The organism is Psychrobacter sp. SWN149 (assembly GCF_015864565.1).
In the GTDB taxonomy this organism is placed as follows: domain Bacteria; phylum Pseudomonadota; class Gammaproteobacteria; order Pseudomonadales; family Moraxellaceae; genus Psychrobacter.
The window spans coordinates 232,552-248,348 of sequence record NZ_JADYWX010000002.1 but is presented as its reverse complement, the minus strand read 5'-3'; the positions used below and the strand labels follow the sequence as shown (position 1 = coordinate 248,348).

At 44.4% G+C, this 15,797-nt stretch carries 14 protein-coding genes; 12 read left to right on the top strand and 2 right to left on the bottom strand.

Annotated features, from left to right (window positions below):
* Positions 1-53: 53 nt before the first annotated feature.
* The 5 genes from I6E86_RS03790 to purH all read left to right on the top strand — a co-directional run bounded on the left by I6E86_RS03790 (position 54) and on the right by purH (position 5,582).
* Complete coding sequence (locus I6E86_RS03790) at positions 54-833, top strand: tetratricopeptide repeat protein (RefSeq protein WP_227680525.1); 780 nt, start codon at positions 54-56, stop codon at positions 831-833.
* A 136-nt stretch (positions 834-969) separates the two neighbouring features.
* Complete coding sequence (gene prmA, locus I6E86_RS03785; RefSeq protein ID WP_197175441.1) at positions 970-1,896, top strand: 50S ribosomal protein L11 methyltransferase; 927 nt, start codon at positions 970-972, stop codon at positions 1,894-1,896.
* A gap of 172 nt (positions 1,897-2,068) precedes the next feature.
* Positions 2,069-3,310 (top strand): DUF3426 domain-containing protein, encoded by a 1,242-nt coding sequence (locus tag I6E86_RS03780; RefSeq protein ID WP_197175439.1) that lies wholly within the window; start codon positions 2,069-2,071, stop codon positions 3,308-3,310.
* 176 nt (positions 3,311-3,486) lie between these two features.
* Positions 3,487-3,849 (top strand): DNA-binding transcriptional regulator Fis, encoded by a 363-nt coding sequence (fis, locus tag I6E86_RS13755; RefSeq protein ID WP_194362936.1) that lies wholly within the window; start codon positions 3,487-3,489, stop codon positions 3,847-3,849.
* Between the two features lie 152 nt (positions 3,850-4,001).
* Entirely contained in the window at positions 4,002-5,582 is a 1,581-nt protein-coding gene (gene purH, locus I6E86_RS03770) for a bifunctional phosphoribosylaminoimidazolecarboxamide formyltransferase/IMP cyclohydrolase (RefSeq protein ID WP_197175437.1), read from the top strand.
* A 298-nt stretch (positions 5,583-5,880) separates the two neighbouring features.
* On the opposite strand, the gene I6E86_RS03765 is transcribed toward purH, so the two are convergent.
* Both I6E86_RS03765 and I6E86_RS03760 read right to left on the bottom strand, forming a co-directional pair.
* Complete coding sequence (locus I6E86_RS03765; protein WP_197175435.1) at positions 5,881-7,755, bottom strand: SurA N-terminal domain-containing protein; 1,875 nt, start codon at positions 7,753-7,755, stop codon at positions 5,881-5,883.
* A 361-nt stretch (positions 7,756-8,116) separates the two neighbouring features.
* Positions 8,117-8,428 carry an HU family DNA-binding protein gene (locus I6E86_RS03760; RefSeq protein ID WP_320154166.1) on the bottom strand — a complete coding sequence of 104 codons (312 nt, stop codon included), beginning with the start codon at positions 8,426-8,428 and terminating at the stop codon, positions 8,117-8,119.
* A 583-nt stretch (positions 8,429-9,011) separates the two neighbouring features.
* Here I6E86_RS03760 and I6E86_RS03755 point away from each other — a divergent pair.
* The 7 genes from I6E86_RS03755 to hscA all read left to right on the top strand — a co-directional run bounded on the left by I6E86_RS03755 (position 9,012) and on the right by hscA (position 15,762).
* Positions 9,012-9,656: a hypothetical protein gene (locus I6E86_RS03755; RefSeq protein ID WP_197175433.1), complete on the top strand. Its 645-nt coding sequence runs from the start codon at positions 9,012-9,014 to the stop codon at positions 9,654-9,656.
* A gap of 496 nt (positions 9,657-10,152) precedes the next feature.
* Positions 10,153-10,662: an Rrf2 family transcriptional regulator gene (locus I6E86_RS03750; protein ID WP_197175431.1), complete on the top strand. Its 510-nt coding sequence runs from the start codon at positions 10,153-10,155 to the stop codon at positions 10,660-10,662.
* Positions 10,659-11,885: an IscS subfamily cysteine desulfurase gene (locus tag I6E86_RS03745; protein ID WP_194362931.1), complete on the top strand. Its 1,227-nt coding sequence runs from the start codon at positions 10,659-10,661 to the stop codon at positions 11,883-11,885. The genes I6E86_RS03750 and I6E86_RS03745 overlap by 4 nt, the downstream gene beginning before the upstream one ends.
* Positions 11,886-12,028: 143 nt before the next feature.
* A complete protein-coding gene (iscU, locus tag I6E86_RS03740) occupies positions 12,029-12,439 on the top strand; it encodes a Fe-S cluster assembly scaffold IscU (protein WP_110922415.1) in 411 nt (136 codons plus the stop codon).
* A gap of 225 nt (positions 12,440-12,664) precedes the next feature.
* Positions 12,665-12,985, top strand: a complete 321-nt coding sequence (gene iscA, locus I6E86_RS03735; protein WP_025653020.1) for an iron-sulfur cluster assembly protein IscA — start codon at positions 12,665-12,667, stop codon at positions 12,983-12,985.
* Positions 12,986-13,168: 183 nt separating this feature from the next.
* Positions 13,169-13,750: a Fe-S protein assembly co-chaperone HscB gene (hscB, locus tag I6E86_RS03730; RefSeq protein ID WP_197175423.1), complete on the top strand. Its 582-nt coding sequence runs from the start codon at positions 13,169-13,171 to the stop codon at positions 13,748-13,750.
* Positions 13,751-13,881: 131 nt separating this feature from the next.
* The gene (gene hscA, locus I6E86_RS03725; RefSeq protein WP_197175421.1) at positions 13,882-15,762 is read left to right on the top strand and encodes a Fe-S protein assembly chaperone HscA; all 1,881 of its coding nucleotides are present in this window, start codon (positions 13,882-13,884) and stop codon (positions 15,760-15,762) included.
* Positions 15,763-15,797 lie beyond the last annotated feature (35 nt).

The following is a 15,797-nucleotide window of genomic DNA, read 5'->3' as shown; positions in this document are numbered from 1 at the left end:
TAACGTTTAAAAAGGGTCTGAACATGGTCTCATCTTCACAGCACAAGGTTTCAATGAAACAGACAATGACTCGGTGGCAGCAAAAACTCATGTCAGCCAATACAGCACTGGCAGGTAGCGCGCTCATTGGCATGCTGAGCCTAAGTGCGTGTCAGACAGTACCCAGTTCATCGGCGCCGATGAAAACAATGCCTGTTCAGCCAGCAGTATCATCACAGACGCCAGTGACCACAACCACCGTGACTCAAGCACCAATGGTCAGATCTGATGATGAGAACGAATACCCAGTCGAGCCCTATATTCCACCCGAATCATCTGAGCCATCGAATCCGCTGACTCAAGAGACGCCTGTTTATACGCCGCCTACGCCTGTATTCACACAACCGGAGGAGATTGTCGTTGCACCTTCTCGCAATGACTATATAATCTCCGAGCCCTCTGTGCCGTCACACAGCGATTTACTAGAGCACGCCCGCAGAAACTCACAGCAAAGAACGCAACAAGCGGCCAGTAACAACAGTAATTTACCAGCGTTTCGCAATTTGATGCAATTGGGTGTCAGTCAGCTAAAATCAGGTCAATTGACCAATGCTGAGAACAGCTTTACGCGTGCACAGCGCTTGGCACCGAAATCGTCTGCGGTGTATTTTTATTTGGCACAAGTGGCATTGAAAAAAAACCAACCTCGTAAAGCAGAAGCAATGGCTAGGCGTGGTCTTAGTGTCTCTCAGGATGCCAATCGCAGACGAGCGCTCTGGCAAATCATATTGCAATCAGGACAAGCTCAGGGCAATTCACGAGTGGTCAGTGAGGCAAAAAAAGCCCTGCGTTAATGCTTACTGGCTTCTAATTTACTAAGGCGTTTATGTGTGAGCGATGGTCACAAGAATAGTATCCATTAGCTTGTTACATACGACGCCATCATGATTTATTCAAAACATACATTTATTTTCGTTTAAGGTTATTTTTATGGCATGGCAACAACTGCATTTACAATGTGAAAAATCAAACGTCGACTTGGCTGAAGCGCTATTACTAGAAGCAGGTGCATTATCAATTGCCTTGGACGATGCAGGCGATCAGCCCTTGTTTGAACCACTACCAGGTGAGTCACCGCTATGGGATGAGGTCATACTAACAGGATTGTTTGATGCAACCACCGATGCGGGCTCTCAACAAGCTATTGAGCAACTCAGTCACGAAATCGCCGCCCAAGTGCAAGCGACTCGTACTTGGCTAACTGCCGTTGATGATAAGGACTGGGAGCGCGAATGGATGAGCAACTACCATCCTATTCAATGTGCTAATGATTTATGGATTGTGCCAGAATGGCTCACACCGCCCAATCCAGAGGCAACCAATATCATCATGGATCCAGGCCTAGCATTTGGCACCGGATATCATGCGACGACTCGCTTATGTCTTGACTGGCTAACCGAGCAAGACTTGGCAGATAAAGTGGTTATTGACTATGGCTGTGGTTCAGGCGTCTTAGGCATTGCCGCTTTATTGCTGGGTGCACGCCACGTCTATGCAGTAGATATCGACCCACAAGCCGTGCTTGCAACCAATCAAAACGCCGTACGTAACCAAGTTGGTAATCGTCTGCAAGCATTTTTGCCAGAAGAGTTCACTGATTATTGCTCACAAAACGAGGTTATACCGGTAGAGGTTATTGTCGCCAATATTTTGGCAAAACCACTCATTGGATTGGCACCGTATTTTTCTACGCTAATCGCGCCAAAGGGCCGCATCGTATTAGCAGGATTAATCGAATCACAAACTGAACAAGTCACTGAAGCATATCAGCCCTATTTTGCACTCGATCCAAAGCATGCTTTTACTACGCAAGAAGACCAGCATTGGCAGCGTTTGTCTGGTACATTTACTAGCTAGCAACATTTCATTACATCTGTTACGATAGGTGGCAGTCAAATGTTATGTATTTGACGCCACTCTATCGTCGCCCATGATGACATCGAAATCAAAAAGTACGATTTGTATTATAGGGAGCTGTTGGTGAGTGGCTATGCGGTATTGATAACCATACTTTTTTGGATTCGCTCTTATGACCACGCCAATAAAAACTCAGTGCCCTCATTGTCAAGCTTACTCTAAAGTCCAACAAACTCAGCTCAACACAGTGAATGCCACGGTCAGCTGTGATCAATGTCACCAAAGTTTTTTGGTTAATAAGCATTTGGTGGTTAGTCATGATGTGGCTAGCACCTCACCTACTAAAGTAAAGATAGCGCCAACCGCATCGAACAATAAACAAGCTATAAATAAGCAAGCGGTACAATCGCCTAAGAATCAGCAGCAGAGTCAAAACCTATCAAACGATGATGGGTCGTCAGTGACTAAACAGCAAGCATCCAAATCTTCAATTCCTGACGGTCTAATCCATGATGACATGGATATGGACATCGACGAGTCCTTAGACGGCATGGACGCTTGGTTGACAAAAGTGAGCCACAGCGAACCTATAACCGCAGTTACGGATAAGCCGAAGCCTACCATATCCAAGCACACTAATCAGAATATTAGTGTACCGGCATCTTCCTCATTACCCAAGACGTCAACAGCATCCTCACCACCTTCAAAAAAATCTATCAGCTCCTCTGAGGCCAATAGTATTCATGCCAATGTCGATAGTACCTCAGATCATTCATGGTTAGAAAAACTCCTCGAAGAGCAAAGTAAACGCGAAGAGATGCCCGCTGACGATACCGATTTATCGCAGATTTTGTTAGATATGGGTGTGCCGATTAGAACAGATGAGAGCTCACTTGAAGAACGTTTGAAAAAATCGCAGTCACATTTTGCCTCAACACCAACGACACATTCCATTGCATCTATTTTATGGGTGCTTGGCTGCTTGGTGTTGGCACTGCTACTTGCAGCGCAGTATGTCATGTTCAATTTAGACACGTTAATTAAAAACCCCAACCATGCTCAGCGCTTGCAAGCAATATGCTCTATCGCTGCTTGTCGGTTACCAAGTGCAGATCTATCAGCACTCACAGTCAGCAATACCACTCATCGATCCAGTCAAATAAAAACAACGGGCGCCTTTAGTGACATCGGCGCAACTTTAAATAACCAAAGCGCTCAGGCGCAACTGTACCCGAATGTAAAAGTCAGCGTCTATGGTGATAACGCTCTCATTGGCGTGTTTATCGCAGCGCCCAGTGACTACCTATTGGGCAAACAAAGCCAACTGCCTGCTGCTGATCAGCGCCGGTTGCTATTTACAGTACCCATTTCTAATACCCAGATTCGTCAGGTGACGATGACGCCAATTTATTAAGCGGTACTTCATAGAATAGCTTTGATTCTGTAGGCTACTTATAATCGATGTCAGTTTTAGCGATTGTTCTATTTAGATTGCGAGTAATCTGTCAGCGCTAGACGATATTAATTTGATATACTGTTATTCTGACCTTTAATAGTTTGACTCTTTTTTCATCTTAAGGATAGTATCTTATGGCACCTCACGCACAGCATAATGCCAATCATTTTGCTAAAAGCTCTGAGCACCTTGCCGATTATAATAAAGAAGATTACCACTCCCCTACTCATGATTTTGAGTTATCTCTAGATAGCCACACCGGTCACATGCAGCAACCGCTACGTGTCCACGTCGAGCGCGTTGTCCGTCAGTACTTTGCGATGCTAGGCGATGAGATACCGACCGACCTATATGAGCTTATCTTAAAGCAGGTCGAAGAGCCTCTATTATCGGTTGTGCTAGAAAAAACACGTGGCAACCAAACAAAATGTGCGCAAATTTTAGGTCTTAATCGCGGCACATTACGTAAAAAACTCAAAACCTACCATTTGATGTAATCCTGCTATATGAGCTCAGCCATTATCACTGCCACTTATCATGCGTGGCCATTCGCTGTTCACGGTGTCAGTTATCGTGATGCAGTCTACCGTTATTGTCATCATCACCTTGCCAGACGTTTACGTCAGGCTTTTTTTATGGAAGATTTTTTATGAGTACAACCCCACTTGCCCTATTATCAGTCTCTGATAAATCCGACATCATTGAATTTGCTCAAGGCCTTATCAAAGCAGGTTTTGGCTTGCTCTCTACTGGCGGCACTTATCGACTGCTCACAGAAAACAACGTCGCTGTGACAGAAGTATCAGACTATACAGGCTTTCCTGAAATGATGGATGGCCGTGTCAAAACACTGCATCCTAAAATCCATGGTGGTATCTTGGGTCGCCGCGGTACCGATGATGCTGTGATGAGCGAGCATGCCATTGAGCGCATTGACTTAGTTGTCGTGAATTTATATCCGTTTGCTGAGACCATTGCACGCGCTGATGTCACCATGAACGATGCCATCGAAAATATCGATATCGGTGGCCCGACCATGGTACGCTCAGCCGCAAAAAACCACGCGCACGTAGGTATTGTGACCGATCCAGCAGACTATGATCGCGTCCTTGAGGCGTTAAATGGTGGCACTGAACTGACCACTGCCCTACGCTATGACTTAGCCGTTAAAGCCTTTGAACATACCGCACAGTATGATGGCATGATTGCAAACTTCTTAGGCAGCCGTGTTAATGAAACACAAACGCCTGAGAACTTCCCTCGCACATTCAACGTGCAAATGGCGAAGGCGCAAGACCTACGCTATGGCGAAAACCCACACCAAAACGCCGCTTTTTATACTGAAAACCAGTCATCAAAGAGCCAGCAAGCTTCTATTGCTACAGCCAAGCAATTACAAGGTAAGGCCTTATCTTATAATAATATCGCTGATACCGACGCCGCTCTTGAGTGCGTAAAAGCCTTTAGCACGCCCGCTTGCGTCATCGTCAAACATGCCAACCCTTGCGGTGTGGCAGTGGATAACGACCAAGTCGCGGCTTATCGTACGGCGTTTAGCACAGATCCTGAATCTTCTTTTGGCGGTATCATTGCATTCAACCGTCCATTGACACTAGACGCTGCAAAAGCCATTATCGACAATCAGTTTGTCGAAGTGATTATCGCTCCTAGTATCGAAGACGGCGTACTTGAGGCAACGGCATCTAAGAAAAACGTACGCGTGTTGGTTTGCGGTGACCTGCCAGCGCCCGATCAACGTGATATCCAACTTGACTATAAACGTGTCAACGGTGGCCTGCTTGTGCAAGAGCAAGATCTTGGTCTGATGACCGCAGCCGATCTTACCGTCGTGACTGACGTACAACCTACTGAGGCGCAAATCGCCGACCTATTGTTTAGCTGGAACGTGGCAAAATACGTCAAATCGAACGCCATCGTTTATGCCAAAGGTCAGCGCACTATCGGGGTTGGCGCAGGTCAAATGAGCCGTGTCAATTCAGCACGTATTGCGGCTATCAAAGCTGAACATGCTGGACTTGCCACTGAAGGTGCGGTGATGGCATCAGATGCCTTCTTCCCTTTCCGTGATGGCATCGATAACGCAGCCGAAGTAGGTATCTCTGCTATCATTCAGCCAGGCGGCTCTATGCGTGATGACGAGACGATTGCAGCTGCTAATGAGCATGGTATTGCGATGGTATTCACGGGTATGCGCCATTTCCGTCACTAGACGGTTATGTCACTTAGCAGATTGGTATGAATGGTATAGTTAGAGAACGACTAAACTGCGATGGTGTTAGCCTCCCTAGATGTACGACTTGTACAATCTGTAGTCGGCTGCCTTGTAGCAATTTTAGACTTCTTTGACTATCGTCTTTCTATTTAACTGACATTCAGGTTTAGCCTTTGTGATAATTTTTTTTACAAAGATCTGTGATAAAAGCAGCACCCATTAAAAAAGCCACTGTCTGAATAGTGACAGTGGCTTTTTTATGTTCAACGTTTAGGGCTGCTTAAATGATAAGCACTTAGCGTCCTTGTGCGTTTGCCATGTTAGATTCATTAATCTCAACCGGATACACCAAACGCAGATAGTCTAAGTAGTCTTGTAGCTGATCTTGACCTAAGTTATCACGAATGATGCTCGCTGTTTGTGCACGTTGCATATCAGACAGTGGCGACTGTTGCTCCGTTTTGATGCGATCACCTACCAGTAGGGTTACGCCCATCTCGGTTTCACTAGCGATAGCTGACACGCCATTGGCAGCCGCTTGTTGGCTAAATGCCAACCCACGCTCTTTGTTTGTCAATCTAGTGGTTTGACGATTAATCTCACCCAATGCTTGAAAGCTGACAGATTGCTTAGCAATATCAGCTGGCGTTTTGATACCAGCAGCAATTGCTTTGGCTTCTTTTAATGCCAGCGCAGATGCTTTTTGTTGACGCAATATTTGAGTGATTCTTGGCGTTGCATTTGCCAACGTCAGTGTCTTGGTAGGACGATAGTTGGTCGGTTGTACCCATACATTGCCATTACCTACCTCTATACCTGACGTCACGGCCTGATCTTGAATCGTAAATTCATCAAAGGCTTGTTTGACCACGGCTGGTTGCGACAGTACGGACTTGTTATTTTCTTTGCGATAATCTTTGAGACGTTTTAGTGTCACACCTTCTTGCTGAGCGATGTCCTCGATACTGAAACCATCTGCTGCCAAATCATTAATCGACGTTACTTTATCAGCATAGATTTCCTGACGCTTATATTCTTTGGCTTTGGCCGTTAAGTCATCACGCATGCTGTCTAGACTTGGTGTCTTTTTGCCATTGTCTTCAGTGACGGTAAATATCTGGTAGCCAAAACTGGTTTTGATAGGTGCAGTCACATCACCAACGCTCAAGCCTTCTAGCGCTTTTTGAACCGTATCTGCGTCATTGCCAAACACTGAAGGGTTGAAGCGTCCAATGTCACCACCTGTGTCTCCTGATGGATCATCTGACTCAGCTTTAGCCAATGCAGCAAAGGCCTCGCCTTTATTTATACGCGCTTTTACCTTATCGGCTCTGGCTTTAGCGTCAGTACCCGTCAATAAAATTTGGCTAACTTTGCGCTCATCGGTGGCCGCTATGCTTTGCTTATAGGCCTCATACTGCTGCTGTAAATCTTCAGCAGTGATGTCATCTACTTTGATGGTTTGCGGACTGAGTTGGATATAAGCCAGATCGACCATTGCCGCACTTTTGAGTGTGTCTTTATTGGCATCATAGTACCCTTGAATATCACTTTTGCTCAGCTTAACTTGGCTTTGATAATCCTGCCAATTAAAACGATGTATCCACACATTACGCGACTCAAGTTGTAGATCAATCAACTGACTGACTGCTTGCATTGGATATACGGCCGTGCCAACGATACTGGCATTTAGCTGATCGAGACTCAACTGATTGCGAAACTCTGCAAACAACTGGTCTTTGCTCATACCGCGCTGACGCAAAAAATTGGCAAATTGATCATTAGAAAAATTGCCTTCTGCATCTTGGAATATCTCTTCTTGACGCAGCAGACGATTGATCGTGTCATCAGAGACTGTCATGCCAAGCTTGCCTGCTTGCTGCTCAAGCAAAGTCCGATCAATCAACCCTTTTAACACTTGCTCGTGCAATACATCTTCGTTCAGTAGACTGGCATCCTCAACCTGCTCTAACACTTCAGTGCGACGATTATTTACGGCAGTCTGATACTCGGACAGTCCTACGCTTGCATCACCTACTTGAGCGATCTGGTTGGGGTCAACGCCACCACCAAAATAACTTTCGACACCTAATAAGGCAAGTGGCGATAGGCATAAAATCAATAAAATGCGACCTGGCCAGCTTTTTAAGAAATCGCGCAATTTATCCATAGTTATCTCTGCTTTATTAACCTATATTGATGAAAAACCATTGTAATACTGTTTGGGCATGTTCAATACGGCCCATTAATATCAGTGCTGTCTAAGCTGGCAATGGTAAGAGTAAAGACGTGTGCGTTATATAAGACGACACAGGACTTGATAAAAAGGCTCGATCAAAAAACCTTATCCAAACAACGCATCTATCGCGCGCCCTATGATACGTGATTTTTGATGCAGACTCAAAATATTCACATCATATGATACAAACTATAGCGACAAAAAAAGCACCTAAATAGTTAGGTGCTCTCTTTGCGCTTGGCTTAAAACATCAGCCAAAGCAGCCTTGAATCATATTACGACTAAAAAAGGCTTAGTTCAAACGCTCTTTTAGGTTTTTACCCGCTTTAAAGCTTGGTACTTTGCTTGCTGGAATGCTTAGTTCTTCACCAGTCTTAGGGTTACGGCCAGTACGTGCTTTGCGATCTTTTACGCTAAAAGTACCAAAGCCAACTAATGAGATGCTATCGCCAGCTTCTAAAGCTTCGCCAACACTTTCCATAACAGCATTCAGAGCTTCACCAGCTTGAGTCTTATTTAGACCACTTTTGTCTGCGATGCTATCAATTAATTCTGACTTATTCATAAAATTTCCTTCAAGTTTAAGGGGGTAATAAACGCTCACGCCAAGTATTGTAACGCTCACGCGGTACTTACGCAATAAAAAATACTGCACTGGCGTATCAACAGGTCTCGCATTGTTATCGTCTTTATATCAAGGCAGCATAAGGAGCGCAAGCGATTTTACATATTTTTATGCCACGTACTACGTATTTGACACCTAATGTTACGCAAAACATCTGCAACGCCCGTACAATCTTGCAACCTTTACGCCTCAGCTATTTTACAATAGGTTCACCATTACGGCGTGAAACGCAAATCTGGCGCATATAGCCTACGATTGTAGCCCAAATAGCCAACATTATTATTGTTTGAATGACGCAGTTCAACCTAAGTAGTTTTAGCGTACTCAAATTTTGGCTTTTGGGACGCTTATTTGTCCATATTTTATATTGCGAGTCACAAATAGCAGTGTCTTTATTGAAGACTAAATTGTACTGTAATAATGTAGCTGCTGACAGAAACTAGCGTTACTTTTTATTATAAAGACGTTACTATAAGCAAAATATCACTGCAAATTTTGAATAAGTGCCATCCTATATGGCTTTGATACACTCAATTTGCTAAATAAAAAACGGATTATTTACATGAAGCGTTCTACGTTGTCTCACTCTTTTCTTAATATCATTTTAGTGTTTATCGAGTCAGCGCTGACACTACTGTTACGTTTGGACCCTGAATTGCGTAAGGCCGCTTATCCACTTGCCAAGCAAGGCACCGTGGTCGCACTTCGCTTATATCTACCTCATGTAGAGGTATTTGCGACGTTTAGTACCAAAGGCGTATTGCTCGATGCACAGTTGCCTATTGGCCGTAGTGAGCCTGATGTAGTTATCAATGCCTATAGTCTTCAAGTCATCAATGCCATCACCACTCATGACAGCGAAACGACCGAAAAACTACAAATGCGCGGTGAAACGGTTCAAGTACAATTGGTCAAGCAGTTCATCATGCAGCTGGGTCTTGGCGGTCTGATTCAAGGTATCATCAAAAAGATAAAGGGCGGCAAATCAAAGCCCAAGCCGACTGATGCTGAAATGGCAGAAAAGAAAGAACACTATAAAGTACGCATTAAAGAGCAGCAAACCCAAATCAACACTTTGACCATCAAAAACCGAGAACTTGAAACCACGGTAAAAGAACTACAGAGTAAGCAAAAAACATTAATGATTGTTACCATAGCCGCTTTAGTCGTTATGGTTGGTGCCCTCATCGCACTGGTGATGAATTGATTTCAACGGTACATCGTAGTTTAAAACAATAGCTTGATAAAAAAGCAGCTGATATCTATTACAGGATATCAGCCACTTTTTGCTTCTTTACCACCTCAATACTTAATCAACTCAATAATTAGTCACTTCAACAGAATACATAGACAAACTTACAGTCTTCTGTTTCTCAACAGATTCAAAAGCTCTAAGCACAATCTCTGTAATCACCACCACTAAACGGTTTTATGACCGCTTCTAAATACCATTGTTTTTATCAATCATCGCGATAAGCTGGATTAACCATTCATCCACACTTTAATCTTGACTAAATTACTCGGGATTAAGTATAATTGACCTAATCGTTGCACACATCGAGTTCATCATCTGCTGTTTACTAGCGATAAAATATGACTTAACCAGTATGCCGCTGATTATCGTTTCAACAGCATTCTTGGTTAAAGTTACTGTTGAATAAATCGTTGTTAAACAAAATGACATAAAAGTTTGGAGATAACACATGCGTTTGACTACTCGGGGCAGATACGCCGTTACTGCATTGCTAGACTTAGCCGTACAGACTAGCCAACAAGACAGTGCCGTATCTCTATCTGATATCGCCAAGCGGCAATCTATCTCTATCTCATACCTTGAGCAGCTGTTTTCCAAACTTCGCAAGCGTGGCCTTGTCACCAGTATTCGCGGTGCAGCTGGTGGTTATAACTTAGCCAAACCACTGAATGAGATTGATGTGATGAGCATCATATCTGCTGTTGATGAATCCGTGAATGCAATGCAGTGTGAAGGACGCGGTGACTGCCAAGGTGGTGCCATGTGTCTAACCCATGATTTATGGTGTTCATTATCAAATCATATTGAACAGTACTTGAAAAATATCACATTAGCGCAATTATTAGATATGGAAAACGTGCCTGCAGTTTCAGAACGTCAGCACAGCTCTACAAAAGATTTCTCCATAAAAGACATCAACACTATTACTCTATCGAACAGCGAGGCAAACCCAGCATGAGCCAACATAACAACCTTATATACTTAGATTATGCCGCCACCACTCCAGTAGCCAAATCAGTCGCTGCTAAGATGAGCGAGTATCTGACGGTAGATGGCGTCTTTGGCAACCCAGCCTCGCGCTCACACGGTTACGGCTGGCAAGCAGAAGAAGCAGTAGAAACTGCTCGTGCCCAAGTGGCGGAAGTGATCAATGCTGATCCACGCGAAATCGTCTTTACCTCTGGTGCAACCGAATCTGACAACCTTGCTATTAAAGGTGCCGCCCATTTTTATCAGTCTCGTGGTAAGCATATCATCACTAGTAAAATTGAACACAAAGCCGTACTAGATACTTGCCGTGAGCTTGAGCAAGAAGGTTTTGAGATCACTTATCTTGAGCCGCAACCAAGCACCGGTCTTATTTTGCCAGAGCAAGTTAAAGAAGCGCTACGTGAAGATACTATCTTAGTATCACTTATGATGGTGAACAACGAGCTTGGTACGCTTACCGATGTCACTGCGATTGGTGAAATCACTCGCGAAGCGGGTGTGGTCTTCCATGTGGATGGCGCGCAATCAGTGGGCAAAGTATTGATCGACCTTGCAGAGATGAAAATCGACTTGATGAGCTTCTCAGGTCACAAAGCCTACGGTCCTAAAGGTATCGGTGCTTTGTTTGTTAGCCGCAAGCCACGTATTCGTCTAAAAGCTGAGCAGCATGGCGGTGGTCATGAGCGTGGCATGCGTTCAGGAACTTTGCCAACGCATCAAATCGTCGGCCTTGGTGCTGCATTTGCTCTAGCCAATGACAGCTACAAAGAAGACAATGCGCATGCAGCCAAACTACGCCAAAAGCTGTGGGATGGTCTACAAGATATTGAAGAGATTTATTTAAACGGCGACTTAGAGCATAGCGTTCCTAACATTGTGAACATCAGCTTTAACTTCGTTGAAGGTGAATCACTCATGATGTCACTAAAAGACTTAGCTGTCTCATCAGGTTCTGCCTGTACGTCAGCCACGCTTGAGCCATCATATGTACTACGCGCTATCGGTCGCCCAGATGAGCTAGCACACAGCTCAATCCGTTTTAGCTTTGGTCGTTATACCACCGAAGCAGACATCGATACAGTTATCAAACAGATGCATGAGGCCGTTGATAAATTACGTGCCCTATCGCCACTTTGGGATATGTATCAAGAAGGTGTTGATTTAGATTCAGTTGAATGGGCTGAGCACTAATATTAAAAAGACAGGGTACAAACCCTGTCGAACAAGACATTAATCAGACAATGTAAACTAACGTTTGACCCCAATTATCGATGAGTAGTTAGATACTTAAAGTTGATAAAGGACTACTCATCATCTAACCAGGAGAAAACCCCATGGCCTATAGCGACCAAGTTATTGATCATTACGAAAACCCACGCAACGTTGGCAATCTTGATAAGAATGCCAAAAATGTCGGTACCGGTATGGTCGGTGCCCCAGCATGTGGCGATGTGATGCGTCTACAGATCCAAGTTGATGATAACGGTATCATCGAAGATGCACGTTTTAAAACGTATGGCTGTGGTTCAGCTATTGCTTCAAGCTCACTCGTTACTGAGTGGCTAAAAGGCAAGAGTCTAGACCAAGCTGGCGAAATTAAGAACAGTCACATTGCTGAAGAATTGGCATTGCCACCAGTAAAAGTGCATTGCTCTGTACTTGCAGAAGATGCTATTAAAGCCGCTATTAGCGACTATAAAGGTAAGCATGGCGTAGCAGCAGCAACTGAAGAAGCTGTTATCTAAGGCTAAACCTACTAGCCTATGCGCTGCATGGTATTAGCAGCGCTATAGTAGCAACACGTTAAACAGCTACTGATGCTAAAAAGGTGACAATGACACTTATGTAATTGTCACCTTTTATTTTCTAAGATCCGCTAGCATATTATCTTGGCAATCTCGTAATTTCAGTTGCCAATTGATACAGATTTTTTTATTGATACTTATAATTAATAGTCAATGGGAGTTGGCATGATTGAAATGACAGAACGCGCCGCTCAGCATGTTCGAGACTTTTTGGACAATCGCGGCAAAGGCGAAGGTATTCGCGTGGGTATTCGCACAGCGGGTTGCTCAGGCTTGGCTTATGTCTTAGAGTTTGTAGATACCCCTGATGAGAATGACACACGCTATGAAAGCCGAGATGTTAGCATCTTTATTGATCCTAAAAGCTTGGTATATTTAGATGGCTTGTTGATGGATTATGAAAAAGAAGGCTTAAATGAAGGTTTTAAATTCACCAATCCCAATCAAAAGGGTGAGTGTGGATGCGGTGAGTCCTTTACCGTCTAACTATTCAATGCTTTTGACTGTATAATCAAAAATCATCGTTTAATAACTGTGAATACTCGAATGGCGATGCTTCATGATCAGAACCATCGTAATCATGATATGTCTGACCATCGGATAAGGCGACAGACAAACCCTGAACCAGATCAGCATTTTAAAAATCAATAAAAAAGCAAGGCGTAAGATATGACAGACACTCTTTCAAAAACGCAGTTCGATAACTTTTTTGCCTTATTTGAGCAGCCTGTACAATTTGAAGTCAATCAAGACAGTCTCGATCAGCATCTACGTCTATTGCAAAAACTCTATCATCCTGACAACGTCACAAAAAACCAAGCCGATACCGCACAAGCAAAGCAGCAGTCAGAGCAAACCTCCGCACTCATTAATCAAGCATACCAGACGTTGAGTGCGCCTGATAGCCGTGCAGGTTACCTACTAGATATGGCGGATCAAGCTCAAAACATAGAGCACTCTATCGCCGATTTAGATTTTTTGGAAGATGCGATGGAAATACGAATGGATTTAGATGATGCCATCGAAGGAGAAAATCTGTCAGCCTTGCAACAGTTACATCCTCAAATCACAGAACGCTTAGCCAAACAATCTGAGCGGTTTAATAACGCTTACGTTACCCAAAACTGGCAAACAGCCATCGATGCGACGCAAAAGCTAAAGTTTTTGGTCAAATTGAACGCTGACGTTACAGCGGGTCTCGATGAGGTTGCCACAGCGGATCAATCAGATGACGATGATTTGTATATGTAATCTTTGATTGCCAACACCCTTGATTGCCAAATCCTCCTATATTTGGAGTGAAAATACCGTCTTGACGCTGTCATAGTACCCATACTGTATTTGCTCCGTTTCTCTTATTTACTTTATCTCTGAGTTGTCTTATGTCTTTAATGCAAATTGCCGAACCCAATCAAAGCGCCCAACCTCACCAACATCGTTTTGGTCTTGGCATCGACCTTGGCACGACACGCTCGTTAGTCGCTGTCGTACGTTCGGGTAAAGCGCAAGTTTTAGAGGCCGGGGCTGCAACAGATACCCTATTGCCTTCTGTGGTCTATTATCCAGCGACTGGCAATCCTTTAGTCGGTTATGATGCATTGGCTCACTTAGCGGATGATCCAAAAAATACGATCGTCTCGGCCAAACGTTTTATGGGTCGTAGCCAAGCTGATATCAAATTCTCGCATCCTTATGAGTTGTCTGGCAATGAAGATGCTATGCCAGCATTTGTGACTGCTCAAGGCGAAGTTTCTCCTGTTGAGGTGTCTGCCCGTATATTAGCGGCGCTTGAACAACGTGCAGCGAGTGCATTGCCCGCAGACAGTATCGAGGGCGCAGTCATTACTGTACCAGCTTATTTTGATGAAGCGCAGCGCCAAGCGACGAAAGACGCAGCACAAGCGGCGGGCATAAATGTACTTCGTTTATTAAACGAACCTACTGCAGCGGCAGTCGCTTACGGACTTGATCAGCATCACGAGCATAGTGATAAAGAAAGCTATTATCTAATCTATGATTTGGGTGGCGGCACGTTTGACGTCTCTATCTTAAAATTGAACGATGGCGTTTTTGAAGTCTTAGCAACTGGTGGCAATAGCGCCCTAGGTGGCGATGATATCGATCGTCTTATTACCAATTGGTTTATTAAACAACTGAATATTGACCCAAAAGACGTCAGTCGCCATGATAAGTCGATACTGGCGCAACAAGCCAAAGCTTACAAGCAAGCATTGACGGATGCCGAACAAGTCGATATCGACATCACCGTTAACGACCAGTCTTATCAAGGTATATTACGCCGTGAAGACATCATGACGATCGTCGAGCCAGTCAGTCGCCGCACCTTAAGCGTGTGCGAACAAGTACTGCGTGATGCCAAGCTATCTGCTGCAGATTTGGATGAAGTTATTTTGGTTGGTGGCTCGACACGTATGCCTGCGATACAGCAAGTTGTGACTGATTTCTTTGCCAAACAGCCGCTTTGTCGCCTCAATCCAGATGAAGTCGTTGCCTTGGGCGCGGCCCAGACAGCGCACCAACTGGTCAATGGCGATAGCAACAATAATTTGCTCTTATTGGATGTGACCCCCCTATCGTTAGGACTTGAGACAATGGGTGGCCTAGTCGAAGTGCTCATACCACGCAACACGCCTATCCCTGTCAAAAAACGTCAGGTGTTTACAACTTATCAAGATGGTCAAACTGGCATGGTCATCCATGTTGTTCAGGGCGAACGTGAAACTGTCGATAACTGCCGCTCGCTTGGACGCTTTGAATTGTATGGCATTCCTTCTATGAAGGCTGGGTTTGCTCGTATCGAAGTCACTTTCAGTATTGATGCCAATGGCCAGCTGACGGTTAGCGCGCAGGAAACGACCACCAAAACAGAAAGCAAAATTGAGATTGTTCCTTCTTATGGACTATCAGATGAGCAAAAAGAGCAACTGCTAATAGCAGGCTTTAAATACGCAGAAGAAGACAAAAACGCGCGTTCACTGATCGAAACCAAAGTGGAAGCGGAGCGTGAAGTACTGGCTCTGCAATCTGCATTGAACGAATTTGCCACATTATTGTCTGCTGAAGAACAAAGTACTTTGGCTGAGCACATTCAAACATTATCGACTGCCCTTGGCACTGATGACCTAACCGTGATCGAAGCTCAACAGGCACAGCTTAAACCACATAGCGACGCCTTTGCGGCTCGTATTATGAATCAAAGCGTTAAAGCCAGTATGGCAGGCACAAGCGCCCAAGATTGGTAGCAAATACGCTCCAAATGACAGCTTAGTTACCGTAC